Origin of the sequence: Shewanella decolorationis (assembly GCF_004354305.1) — a bacterium.
GTDB lineage: Bacteria > Pseudomonadota > Gammaproteobacteria > Enterobacterales > Shewanellaceae > Shewanella > Shewanella decolorationis.
This window is the reverse complement of record NZ_CP037898.1, coordinates 1577225-1600536: the sequence shown is the minus strand read 5'-3', so window position 1 is coordinate 1600536 and position 23312 is coordinate 1577225. Positions and strand designations below refer to the sequence as shown.

Below are 23312 nucleotides of genomic sequence, written 5' to 3'. Positions count from 1 at the left end.
TTGCTGGTTATGGCTTGCAAGGCAATTTATGCATCTTCAAAAGAGGAAGATATTTAATGACTAAGACAGTCTTTTTGATTGGTGGTGATGGTGTAGGAAAGTCGATGCTTGGAAGGGCATTAATGCAGTTATCACTAAACTATACAGTGGTGACGCTACGGCAAGATCGCCTAATGCAGGTTGACGGTGATGTTTCTTGTTCGGTGGAAATAGCATTGCCAGATTGCTTCAAAGAGCCTGCTGAAATGCGCCACATCAGTCGCCGTAATAAATCAGACCGCAAGCGCAATCGCGCAGATAGATGGAAATGATAGCAATGAGTAAAGAGCAGATTTTTAAATTATTAAAGTCAGCGGAAAATCCTAATGGTTTTGAGCTTTCGGATCTGCTTCATCAGATCCGGCAGGAGATTATCGCAGATGGGGTAATTACCGTTGATGCGGTAAGTCAATACGAAAGGATAACGCCTGCACAAGCCAGAGCGGATACCAATAGAGCACGCATCTTGTTTTGCCTTGAAATGGCGGAGTTGCATGCCTGCGGTGAGATGAATTTCTCATCGAGTATAAAAGCAAACAAAGAAAATAAAACCTTCAACTAATAAGGCGGATTTATGTGTAAAACAGCGAAGTTTACAGAGTTTGGTAGAAAACAACGAAGCGATATTTATGTTGTTATTAGTGAAATATCTCACTTTTATTCCCACAACAATCGCTTCAATGCCGGTACCGTAATTTCACTTAAGAATGGCTATCAGATAGTGGTAGACGAAAACATTGAAACAGTGCTCGATGCAATTGAGCAGGCGGCAGGAGATAACCGAAATGAGTAAAGTCAAAGGTCAACAATCAAATAAAACTTCAAGAGCAGAGTTGGCAAAAGAATTTTTGCAAAGAGCTGAAGCACTAGGAATAAAAGCTTCAATCAAAGGCGATTGGGTTGTTTGGAAACCAGTATTACCAGCTGAAATGCTTTTGGAAGTGCCACCAATTTCTAATGAGCTTTTTAAGTTGATCTCAACTTCGGAGATTAGTACGAATGGCTAAAGTAGCATCTTTCAAACCTTTCTATCATGGTGAAAACAGCTTTGTTGTTCTGGATAGAATCAAGCATTTTACTATGCATAGCAGCAATGGCTTCAATGGTACCAAGATTCACTTTGATGACGGTACCGAACTGTTAGTTGGTGAATGGCCTGAGGCTGTACGCGATGCAATCGAGCAGGCGGGGAAAGAGTAATGGCTTGCTCAAGAATAAGAGTTGATGGAGTTGGCATCGGTTGGATTTGTGGCGACTTCGATATACAGGATGTTCACATTGATAGCTGCAGTGAATGCGGGGATAACTTCCCTGCAGCAGAGTTCCTATGTGATTACCCAGTAGGAAACGATAAAACTTGCGATCGCAAACTATGCCGAAAATGCGCGAAAACAGTTGGCAAAGATATGCACTATTGCCCACAGCATCATAGTGAATGGAACGAGTATCAAAATAGTGGGCTTGGGCGAATTGAAGTGCTTAAAGCAATCGAGTCAGGCAAAAAGTTAACCGTGATCAAGTGAGGTATCTATGCAATGGCTAGATGGAGACATTATTAAAAAAGCAGTCAGTCAATACCCTTCTAATTTTATCCCTGCTGCGGCAAAGGAGTTTGTTTACGATGAGTGCGACGGTAATGATGTCACAGGTACAGTAAAGGGCTTTTATCTTGACGGTGTTTTCCACATTCAAGAGGTAGTGACTCATGTGTAAATGCGTGAAGTGCGGATCCAGTTCGATAGAATTTCAGTTTGTAGAAGATGGCACCAATTTAGGTACATGCAAAGAACAAGGAATGATGAGTGAGTTTATTCGCTATGTGGCAAGGGCATTTGACTACCAAATCGTTTGTAAAAAAGAGCATCTATTAAAAACATGCCGGTGCTGTAAATATGCGTGGCGTGAGCATACGTTAGATAACGCCACTGCCAATCAATCCTCGCCTGGTTATGATTGATGATAACCACCTACATCGCTGGTCCAATAAGCGGCAATGTCGAGGCTAATAAGCAGGCGTTCTTTAAAGCGGCCGATCAGCTGGCGGGAACTGGCAGAGTAGTGCTTCACTCTGCTGGTCTGCCGTTCGGCCTAACAGAACCACAGTACATGGATATCTGTTACGCCATGATCCGTGCTTGCAATGAGATTGTGATGTTGCCCGGTTGGCGCAGGTCTGCAGGCGCCACCGCCGAGTATTACTACGCCAAGAAGATAGGGCTTAAAATCGTGTTTGTCCCAACAGGAATAGACATTGAACGCGGTATGAGTTTAGTATCGTGAGAGCTAAAATCAGTTAAGTGATAAGTAAATAAATAAGGTTTTTTAGATGGAAACCATTTATCTAGTTAGACAGAAAGGTGTTTACTGGAAAGACGTTCTTGGCATATCAACAAGTGAAATAGAAGCTATTGATAAATGCAAAGCCATGGCATTACTTGATTCTGATTCTTACCATTTGTGGATTGTTAGTAAACATAAGATCGGTGAGTTCACTTCAGTTGACAGTAAAGGAGAAATTCAGGAACCATGCCGTTCTGAGGAAATTATATTTAGAACAGATCGTGACACTGAAATGAAGAACACTACCAAACCTGATCAATTCAGCTATACCTGATCAATTCAGCTATACGTGCCAAATTCAGCTATACCTGATCAATTCAGCTATACCTGATCAATTCAGCTATACGTGCCAAATTCAGCTATATGTGATCACTTCAGCTATATGTGATCAATTCAGCTATACGTGCCAAATTCAGCTATATGTGATCACTTCAGCTATATAGTTGAATTTCAAAAAAATCAATAGGTTAGATAAAAGTTTTTAATAAAAAAGCTTTCAATTAAACTGCTAAAAGATTAAATTTGTCAATAAAATAAATTGAAATTATCGAAAATGGCATGGATTGAGCGCGACTACACCGATCATTATTTTTACTCGCTGCATGTGCTGCGCTGCGTCGGCAGCGTGCAACACGGTCGCAACGCGGTAAAAGTGTGGCTGTGCCGCTGCATATGCGGCAATACGCTTGAAGTCGATCAAGGCTCACTTGTTAAAGGATTGGTGCCAGCGTGCAAAACCTGCCGCCGTGGGCCTTGTGTGATTTGCGGTGCACCAATCGTTAACGATCATTGGGGTGTTAAGCGCACAACATGCTCTGACAAATGCCAGCAAGAACAGTTAAAAGCTAAGCACAAGCGGCGTTATTATAAATTGATTGCGCTAAATCCTGATCACAACAGGCAGCGGCACAGCGCCAGGCGAGCCGCCGATCCTCTCTATGAGCAAAAACGCTATCAAATGCGGCTTAAAAGACTGCACGCGTTACCCGCTGAACAGCAACAACTCATCATCCAAAAGCAAAACGAATACAGCAATGTTTGGCGTTCTGCTTATGTTAAAAAGCTAAAAGAATCAGATTATAACGCTTATCTTGCTTATCGAAAAACACTCAACGCCTACTTTAGAAACTGGTACAAGAAAAATAAATTGAAAATAAATTTGACAGGTGCGATACAGGTGCGATATATTTAAATCGTTCTCAGGAACAACCCACTAACTAAGAGGCTCGCCACATCGGCAGGGCGAAAGTAAAAGGAACAAAATCATGAAAGCAGCATTACTTAACAGAAATGGCGCGGTAATTGGTGAAGTGTTTGAAGCTCCAGAGAAAGGAAACACAATTGAAATTGCTGGCGCATTTACTATAGATGGCAGCCCTGTAAATGTTAAAAAATTCAAAATCTCACGCAGTAAAGCAAACTTAGCCAAGGCTGTTTATGAACAACCTGTTTCAAAAGTTAATAGCAAATATGGTGAGATTTACACTTTCAGTTCTGTTGATGAAAGCGGTGAATATCAATACTAAAAAATCATTTATTAACTAAGATGCCCGCCGCTGAAAAGCGGCAGGGCGAAAGTAAAAGGAAAAATATAATGATCACTATCAAAACAAAATTGAACTCAGGCATTTATCAATCAGAAGGCGGTGGAGAAGTCCGCACTCATTACTCATTCAACACTAATCCCCGCAATCTGCTAAAGGCTTGCAAATTACTTGGCGAACACAAAAACAGCATGAAAAACGGCTATGGCAATATTGGTTGTGGTAGGAGTTGGCTTGAGGTTGACGATCAATGCATCCACGAGTTTGACATTAATACCGTTGTTCGCAACGACAAAGAGTTATCCGACCGCTTCACTCCCAAAAGCCTGATAAAAAGCGGAACTCAGAAAGCTACTGAGTTGCTAGAAGAAATCTCCGCTGGCGATTATGCAGAAAAATACAATTACTAATCTAACCTAGGCCGCAAGCGCGGCCTTTTAGGAGCTTTTATGCCAGTAAAAAAATCCGTGCGCTTAGTCGATGAGACTATCGTGGTTTGCAATAACCTCACACTATCAGGATCTGAAATCAACTGGTCCGGCTCTCTCAATGCCATGGCCGCACAATTTGCGCTGTTTATTGAGGACAACACGCCACAGCTAACAGAAAATGAATGGCTGGCGTTTTATTGCAGCCAAAATGGCTATATGCCGCATCCTGATCCAAAAGTTGAGGCAGACACGCTGCCGTGGCATATCAGCGAAGGCTATCAGTATGATTCCCAGATTACCGAGTTTCTCGGCTCAAAAGAAGCGGCGATTAACTTAATCGAGCGCATTAAAAGTTGGAGCACATCACAGCGCCTAGCCGTCATCTATAAAGCCCGTGCGTACTGGCGGCAACAGCCTGTTGATTTAAGCCAGGATGATCAGGAAGATTAAACAAAAGCCCTCGATTGAGGGCTTTTTAATTGCAAATACGGCAAGGTATAAAATGGAATATAAAAAACTATATATTTCAGCACATAAGCAATATCCAATCGAGCCAGAAATACTTGCTAGGTTGCATTGTGTTAGTTGCGATAAAGTCGAAAACTGGCTAGATCAGCAATGTGAAGATAGTCCAGATTTTTCAGCGATCTATGAGCTTCACATGCTAATCAGCAGGCTTGAATTGGCAATGCCTCACGATTTACTTAAATGTGTGCTTAGATCACAAAATCGCGTTGTTGAGCTTATTGAAAGTCTCGATAAAAACCCAATCACAAAAGAAAAGATCTCAAAGCAAAAGCGCACAAGAACGCGGCGAGCAGTTTACTACTACAACAAAAAGCCACTTTATTCTCGAGAAATAGCAAAGAAGCTTGGGCTTGATATATCGCATTCTACGATTATTGCAAAAATCAGAGCTGCCGGTTTAAAAGTTGGAGATGCTATTGATGATGTCGACTTCTCAAGAAAGCGAGCAGAAAATAAATCGAAAGCGGCTAGCTAATTGTTGGCTTAAAACTTTTACATCAACAAGCCCTCGATTGAGGGCTTTTTTGTCTCTGCCAACTGAAACAATCCATAAAATCGGTTTAACAGGATGATTTACCCAAGCATTAAGTTTTACTATCCTGCTATAACAATGCGGGTTATAGCATCTAAAGCCACCAGATAGGTGGCTTTTCTGTTTTTAGTACATGGATGTATAATTTTTCATGTTGGTGTCAGTAGCAGGATTTGAGGCGGATAAGGAAACTAAGTCGCATTGGAATGCCTGCCATTGCTATGCATGTCATATACCGTTGAGCGAATAGCTAAAGCGAGGTGTGTGATGTGGTTCGAATCCACCTAACGCCAACTACTTATTCAAGCCTCGGCCGTCGCCGGGGCTTTTTGTTTTGGGGTTTGTCATGCGCAATAAGGTATTAGTCACAGGACTGAGCTTATCAGCTGCTGCACTGATCACCTTGGTTTCATCTGAAGGGTTCTCGCCTGTTGCAGAGATCCCCGTTAAAGGTGATCGGCCTACATTTGGGTTTGGGTCCACCTATCATGCAGATGGACGACCAGTACAGCTAGGCGAAACCACCACCCCAATTAACGCACTTAAAATCGTTAAAGCACATATCGGTAAGGATGAGCAACGCTTTCGAGCAAGCCTTCCGAACGTGGAGCTCAACCAAGCATCTTACGATTTGTACATCGATTGGACGTACCAATACGGCATTGGCCGTTGGTTAGCCTCTCCGATGCGTGGCCATCTCATCCAAGGTGAATATAAACAATCATGTGATGCATTGCTGCTGCCTCAGTATCGCACCGTAGCTGGCTATGACTGTTCAACGCCTGGCAACAAGCGTTGCTATGGCGTGTGGCTGCGGGCGCAGCAGCGGCACCGCGACTGTCTCGAAGCTCTAAAGTGAAACCGTAAAAATCATTGAAAATTCAGCACCTTATGCTTTGGTGGGAGGGGCGGGTAAAAACTTCAGGGTTTTTGCCTAACTGACCGTGCGCCTCCCTTTTTATGCAAAACCGCGAAATGAGACCTTTTTTCTGGCGAATTTAGGCGTTAAAAATGCTCTCGACAATATCAAGTAAAATCATTGCCTTACTTATCGTTTTGTTGATTGTTTTGATAGGCGCATTCAGTGCTTTTTTTGTGATCAATAAGGGCCAAATAGCGCTATTAAATGCAAATTTGGATAAATCGGAGCTGGCCCGTTCCGAGCTGCAAAAAAATTTATCCTCGGTCACTTCATCACTTGAGTCTGCAGAAAAAGACAAACAAACCTTGCTAGGCAATCTTGCATTGCTGGCAAAGGCCTTGAGCGATCGTGAACGGTCACGAAACGAGATTAAGCGCGAGTTCGAGCAATCCACCAAAGAGTTAACTCAGGTATTCGAAAGGTCCAGCGATGAAAAAACACTTACTTGGGGCGCTACTGATATCCCTGATGCTGTTAACAGCGTGCTCGAGCAGTCCGCCAGATGTGCGAACCGTTACCGTAACCAAGATTCAGTATGTTTTTCCGCCCAAGGAACTTATCAGCCAGTGCATCGTTCCGCCGTATTCCAGCAAGAAAAACCAAGATCTTTCTGAATACACCAACTCGTTGATTCAAGTCATTTCTCTGTGCGACCTCGATTGGTTGTCACTAGAGAATTGGATTAACGAGCAAAAGTCGAAACTGTCTACCGAGTGATCGGAGGCTAACAATGAATATCAAACCCTTGGCGCCAATTATGGATAAAGCAACGACAACTGGGAGCTATATCGCTTCAATCTCTACGGCAATTGGCGGTTTTCTATCACTAGATAAGATTGCGTTATTGCTCGGTATCGCATCAACAATCGTTTTATTCGTTGTTCAATATCGCCTCTCAAGAGAAAAGAAACGGCAAAACCGCGAATTTCACGAAGCCAGAATGGCCGCGATAAAAGCTGGCAACCTAAACGTAATCAATATGGACGATAGCAATGAATAAAGTCGTGGTTATCTTCAATGGCGCCATCGTTTCAGTGCTAGCTGTCGAGTCAGATATTGGCAATGGTCAAACAAAATTAGTGCCACTGGTGCCTGCTGATTGGGTTGAGGTAACCGCATTAAACGCGGCATACCCAACATTTCAGGGTAAAACCAAGCCACCAGTTATTAAGCAAAACAAGCAAGATGATTTAATCGAGCATCTTCAGGCGCTAACGTTAGCAATGACAGCCCAAACAGACGCCATTACCGCCCAAACCAATGCAATTAGCCAACTGGTTAACAGTAATCTGGATATTGTCGATCAGATGATGGCTACCGAAGACGAAGAACAAGATGGATCTTCAATCTATCTGGACGGCTCCGGTGAACTATGAGCCAACCCAGCTGGCGCGATGACAAACGCAAAACCGCCGAACGTGGTTACGGTGGACGCTGGCAAAAAGCCCGTGAAACCTTCTTAAAGCGCAATCCGCTGTGCTGCTTCTGCGAGCAAAAAGGCATTATCACCGCCGCAACAGTAGTTGACCACAAAACGCCGCACAAAGGCGACCAAGCCCTATTTTGGGACACCAACAACTGGCAACCGCTGTGCAAGCATTGCCACGATAGCACCAAAAAAATAATGGAGAGCAGAGGGGTGATGCCTGGCGCAGACGAAAGCGGCAAGCCGATAGACCCAAATCACCATTGGAACAGATAGTGAGGTAAACGTGGCAGTAGGACGAAAAACCACGCCAACCGCGCTCAAGCTCGTTACAGGCAATCCCGGCAAAAGGCCGCTCAACAAAAAAGAGCCAAAGCTAGAAGCGGGGATCCCGCGAATGCCGGCTTATCTCAGCCCAAGAGCAAAAGCAGCATGGAAAAAGCTAACAAAACTGCTTAAAGACATGGGCGTGCTCACGCTGGCCGATGGCATGGCGCTTGAGCGGTTATGCGACGTCTACTCAGAAATCCTCGACCTGAGGGACGAAATAAAACAAAACGGCCGAACTTACCAAAGCATCAAAATCATCGGCGAAAATATCGATGAAGATACCCGCGAAGTCACCCAAGTCGAGCAAATGCTAATGAAGGCAAACCCAGCCGTGCAAATGTTGGCCGATGCCGACAGGCGATTTAAGGCCTATCTCGTAGAATTTGGGCTAACTCCATCGGCCCGTAGCAAAGTACAGGTAACTGATGGCGACAAGAAAAAAGACGAGCTCGACGAATTCTTCGGATAACGCAGAAGATCGCGTCACTCGTTGGGCAAAACAAGTTGCATCAGGGGAGTTCCTCGCTGGCCCCGATATCCGCAACGCCTGTAAGCGGCATTTAAAAGACTTAGAAACAGGCCACGAACGTGGTCTTTTTTTTGACTTAGCCTCAGCCAACCGCGCAATCAGCTTTTTCCCAAAAGTATTGCGCTTAAGTGGTGGTGATCACGAAGGCAAGCCATTCAATCTGCTCGACTGGCAAGCATTTATTGTCGGCTCTCTCTTTGGCTGGAAGGATGCAGACGGGACCCGCCGTTTTCGCATGTGCTATGTCGAAAGTGGCAAAGGCTCTGGTAAATCCCCTTTGGCAGGCGGAATCGGGCTTTATGGTTTAGTGGCAGATGGTGAGGCCTCCGCCGAAATTTATGCAGCCGCGACCAAAAAAGATCAGGCAATGGTGTTGTTCCGCGACGCGGTTTCCATGGTCAACCAATCGCCGCAGTTAAGCTCAAGATTAAAAAAATCGGGTACCGGGCAAAGCGTTTGGAACCTTGCCTATCTCGCTAAAAACTCATTTTTTAGACCAATCAGCTCCGACAACGGCCAATCAGGGCCGCGTCCGCACATGGCGCTGATTGACGAAGTACACGAACACAAAAACAACAACGTCGTTGAAATGATGCGTGCGGGCACCAAAGGCCGCAAGCAAGCGTTGATCTTCATGATCACCAACTCAGGCCACGACCGCACCAGCGTTTGTTACTCGTACCACGAATACGGCAAAGCCATTTGTGCTGGTACCAAAGAAGATGATTCCTTCTTCGCCTTTATCTGTTCGCTCGATGAAGGTGACGACCCGATTAATGACGAAAGTTGCTGGCAAAAAGCCAACCCATCACTTGGGCACACATTCACGCATAAATACCTGCGTGAACAGGTCACCCAAGCCAAGGGTATGCCAGCCAAAGAGAGCATTGTTCGCCGCTTAAACTTCTGCCAATGGGTAGATAGTGCCTCGCCTTGGCTATCCGCCGACACATGGATGGATTGCGAAGATGATTTTGATATCACTGAGCTCTACGGCGAAGAATGCTTCGGCGGGCTCGACTTATCTGGTACCCGCGACTTAACCGCCTTAGCGCTTTACTTCCCGCGAGTAAAAACGCTGTTAGTAGACTTTTGGACACCCAAAGACACGCTACTGGATCGCGAGCGCACCGATAACGTGCCGTACTCGGCATGGCTCAGGCAAGGTTTTATCCATGCGCCACCAGGTCACGCAGTGGACTACAGCTTTGTGGCCGAACGCGTTGCAGAGCTATCTGCACTGTTCGAGATAAAAAGCATCGGCTTTGACCAATACCGGATCCACTACCTCGAGCCAGAACTCGCCGAGGCAAACGTATTTATCCCACTGGTTAAACACGGGCAAGGTTATTACAAAGCATCAGAGTCAAACCTCTGGATGCCGCGCTCAATTGAACTATTCGAAAAGCTGATCACCAGCAAAGAGATCAGGATCAAAACCAATCCATGCCTAAGGTGGAACGCCGCAAGCGCCGTGCTTGAGGCCGACGCCAAAGACAACCGAATTTTTACCAAGAAAAAATCCACAGGTCGTATCGACGGCGTAGTCGCCGCCGCCATGGCCGTGGGAACGGCATTAGAGTCTGATGGCGTCGATGATACCGAAGATTGGCTAGCAGCAATTAAGGACCCAATTTACTAATGAATACACCACTTGCTCTATTCATCTTTCTTGCACTTACAGGTTCTTTAATGGCTGTAGCTGGCGTTTATATCCTGTTTGGACTAGGTTGGTCGCTGTTATCTGGTTCGATTCTATCGTTTGCAGGCGCTTCATTTTTACGTAAAGGAATGACAGCGTGAAACAATCAAAATCACTTGCTTTGGTCATTGCCAAAGCCGCAAGTCAGCCATTTGCGTCACTCGACAGCTTTATGGGTAAAACCTTAAGGCTAACGGACGGTGATTTTTGGGCACAACTAATGGCGACGTCTAAAAGCGGCAAAACTGTCAATGTAAATACAGCTATGCAATTGGCTGCAGTATGGGCCTGTGTTCGCCGTATTTCAGAAACTGTTGCCATGCTGCCACTAGGCTTATACGAGCGCCAAAGTGATGGTGGACGAATCCAAGTTCAAAACAGCCTTTCTACTGTATTGAGCATTAAGCCCAATGCAGATATGACGGCCATGCAGTTTTGGGAAGCAGTGCTCGCATCATTGCTACTTAAGGGCAATGCGTTTATTGAGATCCACCGATCAGGTGGTGAGATTATCGCACTCGATTTTCTTATGCCACATCGCATGGATATCGACTTAGATGATAGCGGCAGCTTGATCTACTGGTACACGCCAAGAAACGGATCCCGCCGTCAAATCAAAAAGCAAAACATGATGCACATTCCTGCATTCTCGTTAGATGGTTTGATTGGTTTGTCCACCATCTCTTACGGTGCGAATGTGTTTGGTGGTGCTATGTCGGCCGAGGATGTAAGCGCAAGTACCTTTAAAAACGGCATGACAAAAACGGTCGCTTTCAAAGTTGATCGGGTTTTAAAGCCAGAACAGCGCGCAGAATTTCGTGAATATGTAAAAACGATTACTGGCGCAATGAACGCTGGTAAATCGCCTGTGCTTGAGCAAGGCATTACCCCTGAGTTAATCGGCATTAACCCAATTGATGCGCAGTTACTCGAGTCACGAAACTACAGCGTAGAAGAGATTTGCCGTTGGTTTTTGGTTGATCCGTCACTCATAGGCTTTGGCGGAAAAGACAGCAATTGGGGAACTGGATTAGAGCAAAAGATGATTGGCTTTGTCACCTTGACGCTATCGTCTTGGATCCGCCGCATCGAGCAATCAATCTCTATTAATCTGCTCACGCCAGCCCAGCGCCAAACTCAGTACGCACAATATAACCTTGAGGCGTTACTGCGGGGCGATAGCGCTTCACGCGCAGAGTTCTACAGCAAAATGACTCAAAACGGCATCTACACCCGTGATGATTGCCGGGTTAAAGAAAACTTACCGCGCCGTGGTGGTAATGCCGATGTGTTAACTGTTCAAACCAACCTTGCACCAATCGATCAACTTGGTACGCAATCAGAATCTGCAAAAGTCCAAGCCGTACTAAACAACTGGCTTAATCAAGATAACTAGGGGTAAACCATGCCATTTCCAAAAAGCTTCTCGCAGAGCGGAGTGCGCTGCGATATTTCTCCGCGCGCGCAAGAGCTGTGGAACCCAGCTATTAAAGCCGCAGTAGAAAACACCGAATCAACCATTACTGTTTACGGCATCATTGGCGAAGATTGGTACGGCGAAGGCGTCACGCTAAAGCGTATCGATGCAGCTTTACGCAGCATAGGTAATGAAAAAGACGTCACTGTTTATATCAATTCCCCAGGCGGCGATATGTTCGAAGGTATCGCTATCTATAACCGTCTGCGCGAACACAAAGGCAAAGTCACCACTAAAGTACTTGGCCTTGCAGCCTCCGCGGCATCAGTCATTTATATGGCCGGTGAGGATGATGCGAGATTTGTTGCTAGCTCTGCCTTTCTGATGATCCACAACTGCTGGGTATTTGCCATTGGTAACCGCCACGCCCTACGTAACATCGCCGACGATATGGAAGAGTTTGATGCGGCCATGGTGGACTTGTACGTAGAGGGTTGCGGCCAAAGTGAAAAAACCATTGCCACTATGATGGATGAAGAAACCTTTATCCGTGGCAAAAAAGCCGTAGAGCTTGGTTTTGCTGCTGACACGTTATCAGCCGATGAAATTGGTGAAGCCACCGAAAACACTAACGCTAACTCACTGCGTAAAGTGGATGCGGCCATGGCAAAGGCTGGCGTACCGCGCAGCGAGCGCCGTCAACTACTTCAAGATTTAAAGTCCAGTACGCCGAGCGCTGCTGGCGGCATCACGCTAAATGCTGATGTGTCCGATACGCAAAACGCTATCGCCCCCGATCTAACCGCGCTAATCAACGCATCAAAAATCATTTTATCTAAATAACTGGAGGCGACTATGCCAAACCCAAATTTTGAAAAGCAAGTAGAAGAATTAGGTGCCAATCTAACCAAGATTGGTGATCAAATTAAAGCCGCTGCAGAAGAAACCAACAAGCAGATCAAGGCTTCTGGTGAAATGCATGCCGAAACCCGTGATAAAGTCGATAAGCTGCTTTTAGAGCAAGGCTCTATGCAAGCTCGCCTGCAAGAAGCAGAGCAAAAGCTGCTAAAAGGTGCTCAAAGTAACCAACAAGAGCAAGAACAGTCAATCGGTGAGCGTGTGGTTAACGACAAGGAAATGGAAGGCGTTAACAGCTCATTCCGTGGCAGTCGCCGTGTGCAAATGCCACGTTCAGCAATCACTTCAGCAACGGGTTCTGGCGGAGGTTTAGTTCGTCCAGATCGTATGGCTGGTATTGTTGCAGGGCCAGAGCGTCGTTTAACCATTCGTGACCTAATTGCACCTGGCCAAACCGACAGCAACAGCATCGAATACGTTAAAGAAACTGGCTTTACCAATAATGCTGCTCCAACGGCTGAAAACACTCAAAAACCATATTCAGAGATCACCTTTGGGTTAGTGAGTGCTGCTGTACGCACCATTCCACACTTATTCAAAGCAAGCCGCCAAATTTTGGACGATGCAAAGCAATTGCAGAGCTATATCGATGCCCGTGCGCGTTACGGTTTAATGCTTGCTGAAGAAACTCAACTTCTTTACGGCAATAACACTGGTGCTAACCTGCACGGAATTATTCCTCAGGCAAGCACTTACGCAAAACCAACAGGCGCAACGGTAGATACTGAGCAGCATATTGACCGCATCCGTTTAGCGTTATTGCAAGCGGCATTAGCCGAATATGCCGCTGATGGTATCGTTCTCAATCCAATTGACTGGGCGGTGATCGAAATGCTTAAGGATAGCAATAAAGGTTACTTGATCGGTAAGCCTCAAGGCCAAACTAGCCCAACATTGTGGAACCGCCCAGTGGTTGAAACCCAATCCATTGTTCAAAACGAGTTCTTAGTCGGCGCCTTCCAAATGGGTGCGCAGATCTACGACCGTAGCGAAATTGAAGTCTTAATCTCTACCGAGAACGATAAAGACTTTGAACTTAACATGGTAACCATCCGGGCTGAAGAGCGTTTAGCGCTCGCTGTATACCGTCCGGAAGCCTTTGTCACTGGCGACTTTACTTTCGCTTAAATCAGTTAACTGATAACTAAAGCACTAAAGGCCGAATTTCGGCCTTTAGTTTTAGTGGCATAAACTCTTGGAGAATTACCATGGCTAAAATACTCGCCATTGCACTCAAATCTTTTTACTTGGACACCGAAGTAAAAACCACTTCATCAAAACCTTTTGAAGTAGATGAACATCTCTTTAACGAGCTAAAACACAATGGTTTGGTTGCCCGTGCACCAGAAAAAGCAACCGGAGCAGACGCTAAGGCCGCAGCTGAAGCCAAGGAAAAAGAAGAAGCGGATGCTAAGGCTGCTGCCTCCAAAAAAGCCAAAGCGTAATCAGTATTACAGGAGTCCTCTGTGAGTATCATCACCCTAGAACAAGCAAAGCAAAATCTAAATGTGTTTCACGATGAAGATGATGCAAGTTTGCAGCTGCTGCTTGATGGGGCAGAGGACGAAGCAAGCCAATATTTGGGAATGGAATCCCTAAGCGCTTTGCTTGATGAATCAACGGGCAAACTACCTGCAAGCGTCATCACTGGCGTAATGATATTGCTGCAATCGAGTTATCAAGCGTCACCTGATGACGCGCTTAAACTGCGCAATGCCGCTGAAATCAAGTTAACACCTTATCGTATTGGCTGGGGAATTTAATGCTCGCCTATCGTTTACGTCATCGAATCCACCTGCAACAGCCAGTAAAGCAGCAGGATCCGCTCACAGGTGCAGTTTCAATATCGTGGCAAACCCTCACCTTAGGTACTAAGCCGCTTGATAAGGTTGCCGCCGAGGTATTAACAGGGGCTGGGCGTGAATTTTATGCAGCAGATGCAAAACAAGCTGAAACCAGCGCCAGAATCAACCTTAGATGGTTTCCAATTGATCTCAGCTTGTTTTACCAATGCCGAATTTTATGGGACGGCAGAACTTACGATATTCACTCGATAGAAACAGACTTAACAGGCCGTCAAGAGTGGCGCTTACGCTGCAAAGATGGCGTGAATCAGGGCATTTAACCATGAACCAACCTCACATTTTCACCATTGAAAATACCAGTGAAATGGGTAAACCAGTTGAGGTGTTTTTAAACGGTAAAAAAGTGGAACACTGTATTTATGCCGATACCAAAAAGGGCAAGGTGGTGTTTTGTCCGCAACCACTTAAAGTCCACAAACATAAAAAGAAAGTGATCTGCAAAACGCGTTATGGACAAGTCACGGTTGAGTACCTAAACAGCCAAAACAAAGTAGGTTAACCATGGCAACCTCAGATTTCAGTATTGTTGGCTTAAAAGAAGTCAAAGCCAAAATGAACAAGGTTAGCCAAACCGTGATTGATACAGGCACACGAACAGCGCTTCGCAAAGCCGCTGGCATTGTTAAAAAAGCGGCGCAACAAAACGCGCTGGCAGTGGATGACCCAAAAACAGGGCGCAGGATCCGCGACAACATCACCCTGCAGTTTGCTAGCCGACTATTTCAACGCAATGGGGTGATTATGTATCGCGTTGGTGTAGCAACCAATCGCGGCCGTATTCCAACGCCAAATGCCGACGAAGGCGCACGCGGCAATACTCCACACTGGCATTTAGTGGAGTTCGGTACCGAACGCGCCCAAGCACGGCCATTTATGCGCCCAGCGTTGGCTAACAATATCAACCAAGTGATAAACAGCTTTACCTTTGAATTTGATAAAGAACTCGATAAGGCACTTTCATGAGCACCGCGCCTATTTTTGTGGTTTGCAGTAATAGCCCAGAGGTCACCGCGCTGCTGGGCACTAACCCAGTAAGGCTTTATCCGTTTGGGAAAGCACAACAAAACGAGCCAAAGCCCTATGCCGTTTGGCAAGTGATCGGCGGTAGCCCTGAAAACTATTTAGCCGGCAGGCCAGATACCGATGCATTTACTTTGCAGGTCGATGTATACGCCGACTCAGGCGCCACAGCCTCAGCAGTGGGTGATGCGATTCGCCACGCAATCGAACTGGATGCCTACACCACCAATTACAACGGTGATGACCGAGACAAAGAAACCGGCAATTACCGCCATAGTTTTGATATTGATTGGCTAGTCACTCGTTAGCCGTAAAACCCACAACGCAACTTAAAACCAAAAGCCTCTGCACCTGCAGGGGCTTTTTTGTATCTGCCGCAAGGCTATTGTTAGGAGCAACAACATGAGTATGAAAACGCAGGGCACCCAGCTCTATGCAATCGATCCGGCAGATGATTCCCTTTTAGGTGTCATCGCGGTGACCTCCATTGACGGTATCGACAGCCCAGTCGACCCCATCGAAACCACCCCATTAGAAGCCATGGCCCGTGAGTTTGTGGCAGGATTAAAGTCGCCTGGTGCCGCAACATTTGGTATCAACATTGACCCACGTATCCCAAGCCATCTTCGCCTGCATCAAATTAAAACAGCAGGTACTACCATTAAATGGGCTATTGGTTTTAGCGATGCTGTGGGCACAGCTCCAACGGTTGCAACTAAAAACTTTACCTTGCCAACTACCCGCACATGGATCACTTTTGAAGGCTTTATGACTGCCTACCCATTTACTTTTGCGCAAAACGATGTGGTTAAAAGTACTATCGGCATCCAAGTCTCTGGCGATCCTGTTTTGGTTCCTGCAGTACCAACACCTTAATAGCACTAAAACAAATAGCCCACTGCTTAGGTGGGCTTTTGCTTTGTCATTTTAATTAACTTAATCCTAAGGAATAATCATGGAATTAAGTGTTGCAAGCCTTATTCAGTCGGGTTCCTATTCTCCCGCAAAGCCAGAACGCCGCGAAATTTCGTGGATAAATCCAGCAGGTGACACCTGTAAAGCCACCGTTTTCATCCGTAAAAAGTCATTCGCTACCGCCAATATAGAAGCCAACAATTACAACAATGGAGTCGATTCGCTCACGTCTCGCATTGTTTCAAGTGTTGTCGATGAGCAGGGCAAACCCCTGTTTGAGATTGACGACATTCTTGGCAATGAGGCTCACGGGCCCATTTGCGATTCATTAGGCATGGCGTTAATTGGCGCCATTAACGAGGTTAACGGTATTGGGTTAAAGCCAGACCCAAAAACCTTACCGCCGACCACGAATTCTGGCACGAGCTCGTGCTCGCAGGAGTCGGCGGACGAACCATCGAAGAAGCCCAGCAAAACCTCACGCATCGAGAAGTTATCGACTGGATCGCCTACCGAGCAAAGTTCGGCCCATTAAGCATTCAAGCGCGGCAAGAGCGCATTGCCGCAGCACAAATGCATCACATCAACACCATTCACGGCGGCAAAGCTAAGTTTGAAGATTTTATGCTATTCAGCCAGTTAGACGAGGCCGAGCAGCCAGAAGCCACCGTTGACGATGTATTAATGCTGCTCAAAGCCAGCGCGATTAAAAAGCAAACCGATTAACAGCAATAAGGCCAAGGACGGCCACCAAACGCCCTTAAACTAAGTAGGAAATCCCATGACAACTAAGTCCCTTGGCAACTTAACATTAAATGTGATTGCTCAAACGGGCAGTTTTGAAGAGGGAATGGATCGTGCCGAGCGTAAAACTTTAGCTCTTAATAATACAATGGCTAAAATGGTAAGGCAGATTGATCCATTAGTTTCCCAGTTTGCTAGTTTAAATGAACAGCAACGCCGCCTTTCGGAACTTAATAGCAAGGGTGTATTTGGTGGAAGAGAGTTTGAAATACTATCAGCGCGACTGGATAGCGCTAAAAATTCAGCCTACGAAGCAAACTCAGCTTTCGCAGATCAGTACAAGCAGATAAACCGAGTCGTCAGCCAGCTAGATCCTGCCATCGCAAAATATGCCGAATTAGACAACATGCAAGCTAGGTTATCTGAAGGTGTAAAGATAGGCCTTGTGAGCCCTGCTGACTATGATACCTACAGCAAAAAAATTGCGCAGATGCGCAATGAAGTAGGTAAAGCTGGGGTTGAGTACGACAAAACAGGCAAGTCAGCAAAGGAACTGGCGTTTGCGACTCGCGGCCTACCAGCCCAGTTCACCGATATCGCGGTATCGCTGCAAGCAGGGCAAAACCCGCTAACGGTATTCTTGCAGCAAGGCGGTCAGCTTAAGGATATGTTTGGCGGCATTAACCCTGCAATTAGAGCAATGGGCAGTTACGTTGCCGGACTAGTTAATCCTTTCTCAGTTGGCGCGGCAGCGGCTGGTGTAATCGCGCTAGCCTATTATCAAGGCAGCGTAGAAGCCGATAGGCTACGCAATGCGCTGATATTAACGGGTAACTCAGCGGGTACCACCTCTGACCAATTAATGGACGCCGCCAAGCGCATTGATACCATTAGCGGCACTCAACGCCAAGCCGCCGCAGCACTGGCCGAGGTCGCCAAGACAGGTAAATTCTTTGGCGACCAAATTGAGTTAGTCGGCCTTGCCGCCATTAAAATGGAAAATGTTACTGGCAAAGCAATGAGTGAAACCATTGCGGAATTTGTCAAGCTCGCCGATGACCCGGTAAAAGCCGCAGAAGAACTCAATAAAAAATATAACTTCCTTACTGGTGCGGTTTATGAGCAAGCCGCAGCGCTTAAAGAAGCAGGTAAATCAAATGAGGCCGCTGAGCTCGTTTTTAAAGCATATAGCGATGCTATTGATGACCGCACAAGCGATATCACTGAAAATCTTGGTTATATTGAGCAAGCATGGAAGGCGGTAAAAGAGATATCCGCAGAGGCTTGGGACGCAGCAGCAGGCATTGGTAGACGTGAAACGATTGCCGATCAAATTGCTAAAGCCAAAGCAGAACTCAGCGGGCTAACAGGATCAACTCAGCTAAAAGTCGATATTTTAGCTAACACTAGCGGACTTAACACAGGCGCTATTCCTGACGCTTACAAACCAAACCTTGATGCCGCTAAAAAACAGGCTGAAATGCTTAAGCGCCGTATTGAAGATTTAGAGCTACAGCAGCAAGTACTCAGCGATATTGCCGAAGAAGAGGCTGAACGCGCCAAGATAAGTAAAGACTCAATTGCCGCCCAGCGAGAAAATGCCAAATTAACGGAAGAAACCCTCACCAACGAGCAAAAGCGCACCAAGGCGATAAAGGAATACAAAGACAATATTGAAAAAATACGCAAGGACAATCCCAATAGCGCCTTGCTGGATCCAGATACAATTAAACGTGATCTGGCCTCGATAGAGAAAAAGTTCAAAGACACAGCAAAAGCCGCATTTAAAGATGATGCCGCAACAAGCTACCTTATGCGCTTGCGCGAAACCCAAGCAAGCTTACAGGGCCAGTTAGACAGCAACACTAAACTCACGCAAGCCCAAAAAGAGCTATTGCAGTTTGAGCAGCAAATCGCTGATTTGAAATCAAAAGACATTCTCACAGCAGATCAAAAAAGCTATCTAGCAAAAGAGGAGCAGCTCCGCGCCGAAAACCAGATGAATGTTGCACTGGCGGAGCAAATCAAGTTGCGCGATCAAGCCTTACGCCAACAAAGCTATAGCGCCAACCTTGCCGCCAACTTGGCCGCAGAACAACAACGCAATGCCGATAAACTTGCCACCTTTGGCCTTGGTGACAAAGCACAGCAACGCCTAGGTGATCGCCAAGGCATTGAGCGCGAGATAGAAAGTGCCAAGGGAAAAGCATTATCCGACAACCTTGCTGGCAGAACGACTGATGAAGAGTATCAGCAACAGTTATTGATGCTAAAAGATCATCAAGCAAAACTGCTTGACGAAAAAAATGCGTATTACATCGCTCTCGATGCCAAACAAGCCGACTGGACAAATGGTGCCCGTTCATCAATGGAGAATTACATTGATGCCGCCGCCGATATGGCAGGGCAGACAGAGCGGTTAATGGATAACGCTTTTGGTGGTATGACCGATGCGCTAACCGACTTTGTCACCTCAGGTAAGGCCGACTTTGCGGAGCTAACCAAGTCTATCTTGGCTGATCTTGCCAAAATTGCTATGCAAAAAGCCATTGCTGGCTTTATTGGCAGCATGTTTGGGTTTGCAGATGGTGGGGTTGTTGGAGGTAGTAGCGCATCCGATTACACCGGAGACGCTTATCAAAAATGGATTAAAAACGGTAAATCATCAGGCGGATACACTGGCGCGGGTGGTAAGTATGAGCCTGCTGGAATTGTACATAAAGGCGAAGTGGTTTGGTCACAACAAGATATCGCCCGTGCGGGTGGTGTGGCCACGGTCGAAGCCATGCGCAAAGGCCACAAAGGTTATGCGGACGGCGGAGTAGTTGGCGGCGCTGCTTATAACGGCGTTCCTGCTGCCGCAATGGCTGGAACAAGTCCTAACGTCATCATCAATCAGCAAATTATTGTGCCAGAAAGTAATAGCAATAACGGGGCTAACAATACAAATATGAACGAGGTTATTAAGGCTTATGCGGAGTCATCTAAGCAAGGTACTAAAACACAAATCGCGCTAGAACTTAGACCGGGCGGAATGATTTGGCGAGCAATGAAGGGGGGGTATTAAGGTGTATCAATACAACAAAGAGGTATTAATTACCTTGCTAAGTGATTCCGCTATTCAGTTTTTCTTTAATGATGTCACGCCTGATACAACTGCAATAGAAATTCGGGAGAGAGTGAGAGCGTTTTCTGAGGTTTTAGCGGGAATTTTGGTCACTGTTTCTGCCGATGGTGATTACCGCATGGATATAGCCAAGCAGCTAAACGCCAAAACGCAGCAAGTTACCGCTGATATGGAAGCCATGATGATTGAATCTTTGCAGCCAAATGGGTTTATTTGGCAGAAAATTCAAAAAATGAAAGGCTTATAAATAATGCCGCAAACATTCACATGGGCACCAGACAACGGCGCCACAGGCGATACCCAATATCGTACTCGCACCGCTCAGTTTGGTGATGGCTACCGCCAATCAGTAGGCGATGGCATTAACAGCAAGGTGCAAAGCTGGCCGCTGACGTTTACCAAAAACAAAGCCACCGCCGAGGCGATCGTCGCCTTTTTTGACGAACACCAAGGCGCTAAGTCATTTATCTGGACACCACCCCTTGGCACCGCATCGCTATGGCAAGTTAAACAGGTAACCAATACCCCATTAGGCGGCGGTATGTATCGCATCGCCGCCACTTTTGAACAAGCATTTCATCCTTAATTAGGGCGCAATCCGATGGCATTTGAAACAATTAATCTAGGCACCCAGCCAGCTGGCACGGGTGGCGATACCGCTCGATCAGCATTTGAAAAAACCAACCGCAACTTTTTGGCCGCCGAAGTACTTTCCGCCGCCATGTCACAAGCGCAGTTTGAAGCGATTCGGGCGCAGAATAATGAAGAATTTGCAGCCAGTGGCTTTGTGCATTTTGGTAAGCATTGGTCTGGGCAACAAAGCATCAATGAGGGTTTATACCCGTACACTACTGATTCGGCATTCAGTAATATCTTGTTCATGGGCAGAAATGCGACAACAGCAGGTTTATCTAAAACAAATAGTCCAGTTCTTAATATTGCTGGCGTGCTGTTCTATCTCCAAAACATAAACACATTTAACACCTCTGCTGACAATAAGATTAAGTTCCCACAAGCACCTGACGGTAAAAACACCTATAACAAATCATCTGGTGTTATTACAACTCACGCCACTGTGACCGCTGCATTCAATGCTCAAGCAGCAGACCCGACAAATGTTGAAGTTGTAACTGATCGTGTTGATATGTGGGGCTTTGAGGCTTGGCTAGAGGAAGTTAATACAACAAACCCGTATATCTATCCAAATGGTTTGATTCAGTCGCAAGCCACAACAATGGACGGGATTGCTACCTCTGCCAGTGCTAGACCAGTAACCTATTATGCCGTATTCGATGGTGATACTGGTTCAAAAGGTAAGGGGCTAAACTATTTTGCTTTGAGTGATGCTAATAAAAAGAAAGTATTAGCTAATTATAAGAACAATTTGTACTACCTAGACGATGGCCGATTAGTGCAATGGCGTTTACGCCAAAGAACTGTTGCAGGTGCAGGTAATGGTGATTGGGGTAATGTTGACTGTGTAACTGATGTGGAAATTAGATTCACAACTGCTTCAATGGTTAGAGCACAAGGGTTTGCCGATGTAGTTACTACATTCGTAAATGGCACTGATTCGAATAGGTTTACTTCTTCTAGGATTCAATTAGGTTCTAGGGAAGAGATTGGTTTATTTGTAAATAGAGCGCCTTCTGCTTTAGTTTCAGTAAGTGGAGAGTGTTATTTTCTTGCATGTGGGACTGTTAGCCGCTTAAACCAAGGGGCTTACCATCCTAGTTTTAACCCTAGCGGTACTGCTTATGTATTGCATAACACCAGCCCTTCCAGTCTCGCTTTCTATTGGTATAACTGTCATGCTGGATGGTTAGCCAGCAAGAGTGACTGTTTCACAAAAGCATCAACTAGACCGTTATATGGCGGAGCTATTGGAGGGTTTTCCCATCATCCAACTGGGAAATTTTTTGATGCAATCTACGCAGATGGACAAGGCGGTGTCTGTCGTGATATGCGTTATTCGGCTTATGGTGTGGATAGTGTTGATTTTGCAGAAGCTGACCAGAAAGTTAAGAATGGTACTTATCGTGGGTTTGAATTACTGAAACTCACAAGAGTATTTAATTCATCTTCTGCTGCAACCGCTGCTGGGTATACCGTGCAGGACAGTAGCAATGCTACCGCTGTAGTGGCAACAAAACTATTCAATGTATCTGTAGGAGGTTCATTCCTGCAAACCGATGTTATTGGAAATCCTGCCAATATTCTTGCAACGCCACAATTAGCGAATGGTTGGCAAGGCAGTTGGATTCAAGAAATTCCAGATGGTCTAAAAGATTATTTTACTTTTGCTAGGAAGTATGTGGGTTCAGGGGTAGACATTACCAGAACCTACACATTGAATAATGGAGATAGTTGGACAAGTGGTGTAATTCTTTTGACCAACATACCTTTGAATCAATCTCAATTTGAAAACATGCCCTCTAATCAGGTCACTTTATATCAATATAGAGCCTTCGCTAAACAAACAGAGAATGCTGTTAATGATGTTGTTTATGGTGGTGATGCAAGTGTTGGTAAAGTTTATGCCACCTCTAATTATCAAGAGCACGGTAATCTTCTAGGTGAATCACTTATTGGGCGTGTACTGACTAACAACTCAGATGTGAGGATTAACACACTCAGTCTTAATACTTGCGCGCTTCAAAACTCAAAAGATGTTAACAACTTTGGTAAGCTATCAAGTGCTGAGGTTTTTGGTGGAATATCTCATAAAACTCTATCATTGGCATCACCAGCAAATAATTCACCTGCATTTAAAGTCCTTAATTACAACGTCAATATAAACAAGCAAGCGTTTATCCAATACGCCTACACTGAGCTAAAACACAATGGCACCAACTGGGGAGACGACAGTAAAATCACTATTGTCGATAACCAAGCCACCAAGACCGACTTAAACGGCAATACCGTTTTAGTGGGTACCGCCAGACTCAAAGAGCCAATTGGCTGGATTAAGAACAAGGTTTAA

At 45.7% G+C, this 23312-nt stretch carries 38 protein-coding genes; all 38 read left to right on the top strand.

Features of this window, described 5'->3' with window-relative positions; genetic code table 11:
• Positions 1–56: 56 nt before the first annotated feature.
• The 38 genes from EYR25_RS07260 (at position 57) to EYR25_RS07080 (ending at position 23312) form a co-directional block, all read left to right on the top strand.
• Positions 57–311, top strand: a complete 255-nt coding sequence (locus tag EYR25_RS07260; protein WP_133179005.1) for a nucleoside/nucleotide kinase family protein — start codon at positions 57–59, stop codon at positions 309–311.
• A 5-nt stretch (positions 312–316) separates the two neighbouring features.
• Positions 317–601, top strand: coding sequence for a hypothetical protein (locus EYR25_RS07255; protein WP_133179004.1), 285 nt, complete (start codon positions 317–319; stop codon positions 599–601).
• A 12-nt stretch (positions 602–613) separates the two neighbouring features.
• On the top strand, positions 614–832 hold the full coding sequence (locus EYR25_RS07250; protein WP_133179003.1) for a hypothetical protein: 219 nt from the start codon (positions 614–616) through the stop codon (positions 830–832).
• Positions 825–1046 (top strand): hypothetical protein, encoded by a 222-nt coding sequence (locus EYR25_RS07245; RefSeq protein ID WP_133179002.1) that lies wholly within the window; start codon positions 825–827, stop codon positions 1044–1046. Before EYR25_RS07250 ends, EYR25_RS07245 begins: the two co-directional genes overlap by 8 nt.
• Positions 1039–1239 (top strand): hypothetical protein, encoded by a 201-nt coding sequence (locus EYR25_RS07240; RefSeq protein WP_133179001.1) that lies wholly within the window; start codon positions 1039–1041, stop codon positions 1237–1239. Before EYR25_RS07245 ends, EYR25_RS07240 begins: the two co-directional genes overlap by 8 nt.
• A 330-nt stretch (positions 1240–1569) precedes the next feature.
• Complete coding sequence (locus EYR25_RS07235) at positions 1570–1752, top strand: hypothetical protein (RefSeq protein WP_133179000.1); 183 nt, start codon at positions 1570–1572, stop codon at positions 1750–1752.
• 243 nt (positions 1753–1995) lie between these two features.
• On the top strand, positions 1996–2319 hold the full coding sequence (locus tag EYR25_RS07225) for a DUF4406 domain-containing protein (protein ID WP_133178998.1): 324 nt from the start codon (positions 1996–1998) through the stop codon (positions 2317–2319).
• Between the two features lie 46 nt (positions 2320–2365).
• Positions 2366–2653 carry a hypothetical protein gene (locus EYR25_RS07220; RefSeq protein ID WP_133178997.1) on the top strand — a complete coding sequence of 96 codons (288 nt, stop codon included), beginning with the start codon at positions 2366–2368 and terminating at the stop codon, positions 2651–2653.
• Positions 2654–2932: 279 nt separating this feature from the next.
• Positions 2933–3571, top strand: a complete 639-nt coding sequence (locus tag EYR25_RS07215; RefSeq protein WP_133178996.1) for a DUF2116 family Zn-ribbon domain-containing protein — start codon at positions 2933–2935, stop codon at positions 3569–3571.
• Between the two features lie 73 nt (positions 3572–3644).
• Entirely contained in the window at positions 3645–3905 is a 261-nt protein-coding gene (locus EYR25_RS07210) for a hypothetical protein (RefSeq protein WP_133178995.1), read from the top strand.
• Between the two features lie 68 nt (positions 3906–3973).
• Positions 3974–4333: a hypothetical protein gene (locus tag EYR25_RS07205; protein ID WP_133178994.1), complete on the top strand. Its 360-nt coding sequence runs from the start codon at positions 3974–3976 to the stop codon at positions 4331–4333.
• A gap of 39 nt (positions 4334–4372) precedes the next feature.
• Positions 4373–4804 (top strand): hypothetical protein, encoded by a 432-nt coding sequence (locus tag EYR25_RS07200; protein WP_133178993.1) that lies wholly within the window; start codon positions 4373–4375, stop codon positions 4802–4804.
• A gap of 52 nt (positions 4805–4856) precedes the next feature.
• Entirely contained in the window at positions 4857–5357 is a 501-nt protein-coding gene (locus EYR25_RS07195) for a hypothetical protein (RefSeq protein ID WP_133178992.1), read from the top strand.
• 403 nt (positions 5358–5760) lie between these two features.
• Positions 5761–6273, top strand: a complete 513-nt coding sequence (locus EYR25_RS07190) for a glycoside hydrolase family protein (RefSeq protein WP_133178991.1) — start codon at positions 5761–5763, stop codon at positions 6271–6273.
• A 152-nt stretch (positions 6274–6425) separates the two neighbouring features.
• The gene (locus tag EYR25_RS07185; RefSeq protein ID WP_133178990.1) at positions 6426–6950 is read left to right on the top strand and encodes a hypothetical protein; all 525 of its coding nucleotides are present in this window, start codon (positions 6426–6428) and stop codon (positions 6948–6950) included.
• A complete protein-coding gene (locus EYR25_RS21550; protein WP_425057220.1) occupies positions 6865–7053 on the top strand; it encodes a hypothetical protein in 189 nt (62 codons plus the stop codon). Before EYR25_RS07185 ends, EYR25_RS21550 begins: the two co-directional genes overlap by 86 nt.
• Before the next feature lie 13 nt (positions 7054–7066).
• On the top strand, positions 7067–7336 hold the full coding sequence (locus tag EYR25_RS07180) for an HP1 family phage holin (RefSeq protein WP_133178989.1): 270 nt from the start codon (positions 7067–7069) through the stop codon (positions 7334–7336).
• Entirely contained in the window at positions 7329–7712 is a 384-nt protein-coding gene (locus tag EYR25_RS07175) for a hypothetical protein (protein WP_133178988.1), read from the top strand. The genes EYR25_RS07180 and EYR25_RS07175 overlap by 8 nt, the downstream gene beginning before the upstream one ends.
• Positions 7709–8038, top strand: a complete 330-nt coding sequence (locus EYR25_RS07170; RefSeq protein WP_133178987.1) for an HNH endonuclease — start codon at positions 7709–7711, stop codon at positions 8036–8038. The genes EYR25_RS07175 and EYR25_RS07170 overlap by 4 nt, the downstream gene beginning before the upstream one ends.
• A gap of 10 nt (positions 8039–8048) precedes the next feature.
• The gene (locus tag EYR25_RS21175) at positions 8049–8561 is read left to right on the top strand and encodes a phage terminase small subunit P27 family (RefSeq protein ID WP_165953473.1); all 513 of its coding nucleotides are present in this window, start codon (positions 8049–8051) and stop codon (positions 8559–8561) included.
• Positions 8518–10263 carry a terminase large subunit gene (locus tag EYR25_RS07165; RefSeq protein WP_207953679.1) on the top strand — a complete coding sequence of 582 codons (1746 nt, stop codon included), beginning with the start codon at positions 8518–8520 and terminating at the stop codon, positions 10261–10263. Before EYR25_RS21175 ends, EYR25_RS07165 begins: the two co-directional genes overlap by 44 nt.
• Complete coding sequence (locus EYR25_RS07160; RefSeq protein WP_011072870.1) at positions 10263–10424, top strand: hypothetical protein; 162 nt, start codon at positions 10263–10265, stop codon at positions 10422–10424. The genes EYR25_RS07165 and EYR25_RS07160 overlap by 1 nt, the downstream gene beginning before the upstream one ends.
• Complete coding sequence (locus tag EYR25_RS07155) at positions 10421–11719, top strand: phage portal protein (protein WP_133178986.1); 1299 nt, start codon at positions 10421–10423, stop codon at positions 11717–11719. The genes EYR25_RS07160 and EYR25_RS07155 overlap by 4 nt, the downstream gene beginning before the upstream one ends.
• Before the next feature lie 9 nt (positions 11720–11728).
• Positions 11729–12583, top strand: a complete 855-nt coding sequence (locus EYR25_RS07150) for a head maturation protease, ClpP-related (protein WP_133178985.1) — start codon at positions 11729–11731, stop codon at positions 12581–12583.
• A gap of 12 nt (positions 12584–12595) precedes the next feature.
• Positions 12596–13786 carry a phage major capsid protein gene (locus EYR25_RS07145; protein WP_133178984.1) on the top strand — a complete coding sequence of 397 codons (1191 nt, stop codon included), beginning with the start codon at positions 12596–12598 and terminating at the stop codon, positions 13784–13786.
• A gap of 80 nt (positions 13787–13866) precedes the next feature.
• Positions 13867–14103, top strand: coding sequence for a hypothetical protein (locus tag EYR25_RS07140; protein WP_133178983.1), 237 nt, complete (start codon positions 13867–13869; stop codon positions 14101–14103).
• Between the two features lie 21 nt (positions 14104–14124).
• Entirely contained in the window at positions 14125–14421 is a 297-nt protein-coding gene (locus EYR25_RS07135; RefSeq protein WP_133178982.1) for a head-tail connector protein, read from the top strand.
• Positions 14421–14783, top strand: coding sequence for a head-tail adaptor protein (locus tag EYR25_RS07130; protein WP_088211500.1), 363 nt, complete (start codon positions 14421–14423; stop codon positions 14781–14783). Before EYR25_RS07135 ends, EYR25_RS07130 begins: the two co-directional genes overlap by 1 nt.
• A gap of 2 nt (positions 14784–14785) precedes the next feature.
• Positions 14786–15022, top strand: a complete 237-nt coding sequence (locus tag EYR25_RS07125; protein WP_133178981.1) for a hypothetical protein — start codon at positions 14786–14788, stop codon at positions 15020–15022.
• Positions 15023–15024: 2 nt separating this feature from the next.
• Complete coding sequence (locus EYR25_RS07120; RefSeq protein ID WP_133178980.1) at positions 15025–15486, top strand: HK97-gp10 family putative phage morphogenesis protein; 462 nt, start codon at positions 15025–15027, stop codon at positions 15484–15486.
• Positions 15483–15851 (top strand): DUF3168 domain-containing protein, encoded by a 369-nt coding sequence (locus EYR25_RS07115; RefSeq protein ID WP_088211503.1) that lies wholly within the window; start codon positions 15483–15485, stop codon positions 15849–15851. Before EYR25_RS07120 ends, EYR25_RS07115 begins: the two co-directional genes overlap by 4 nt.
• A 94-nt stretch (positions 15852–15945) precedes the next feature.
• Positions 15946–16419, top strand: a complete 474-nt coding sequence (locus EYR25_RS07110) for a phage tail tube protein (protein WP_133178979.1) — start codon at positions 15946–15948, stop codon at positions 16417–16419.
• A gap of 79 nt (positions 16420–16498) precedes the next feature.
• On the top strand, positions 16499–16993 hold the full coding sequence (locus EYR25_RS07105; protein WP_133178978.1) for a phage tail assembly chaperone family protein, TAC: 495 nt from the start codon (positions 16499–16501) through the stop codon (positions 16991–16993).
• Complete coding sequence (locus EYR25_RS21545; protein ID WP_425057204.1) at positions 16888–17184, top strand: phage tail assembly protein T; 297 nt, start codon at positions 16888–16890, stop codon at positions 17182–17184. Before EYR25_RS07105 ends, EYR25_RS21545 begins: the two co-directional genes overlap by 106 nt.
• Positions 17185–17239: 55 nt before the next feature.
• Positions 17240–20269, top strand: a complete 3030-nt coding sequence (locus EYR25_RS07095; RefSeq protein ID WP_133178977.1) for a phage tail tape measure protein — start codon at positions 17240–17242, stop codon at positions 20267–20269.
• Between the two features lies 1 nt (position 20270).
• Positions 20271–20576, top strand: coding sequence for a hypothetical protein (locus tag EYR25_RS07090; RefSeq protein ID WP_133178976.1), 306 nt, complete (start codon positions 20271–20273; stop codon positions 20574–20576).
• Between the two features lie 3 nt (positions 20577–20579).
• The gene (locus EYR25_RS07085; RefSeq protein WP_133178975.1) at positions 20580–20915 is read left to right on the top strand and encodes a phage tail protein; all 336 of its coding nucleotides are present in this window, start codon (positions 20580–20582) and stop codon (positions 20913–20915) included.
• 15 nt (positions 20916–20930) lie between these two features.
• The gene (locus EYR25_RS07080) at positions 20931–23312 is read left to right on the top strand and encodes a hypothetical protein (RefSeq protein ID WP_133178974.1); all 2382 of its coding nucleotides are present in this window, start codon (positions 20931–20933) and stop codon (positions 23310–23312) included.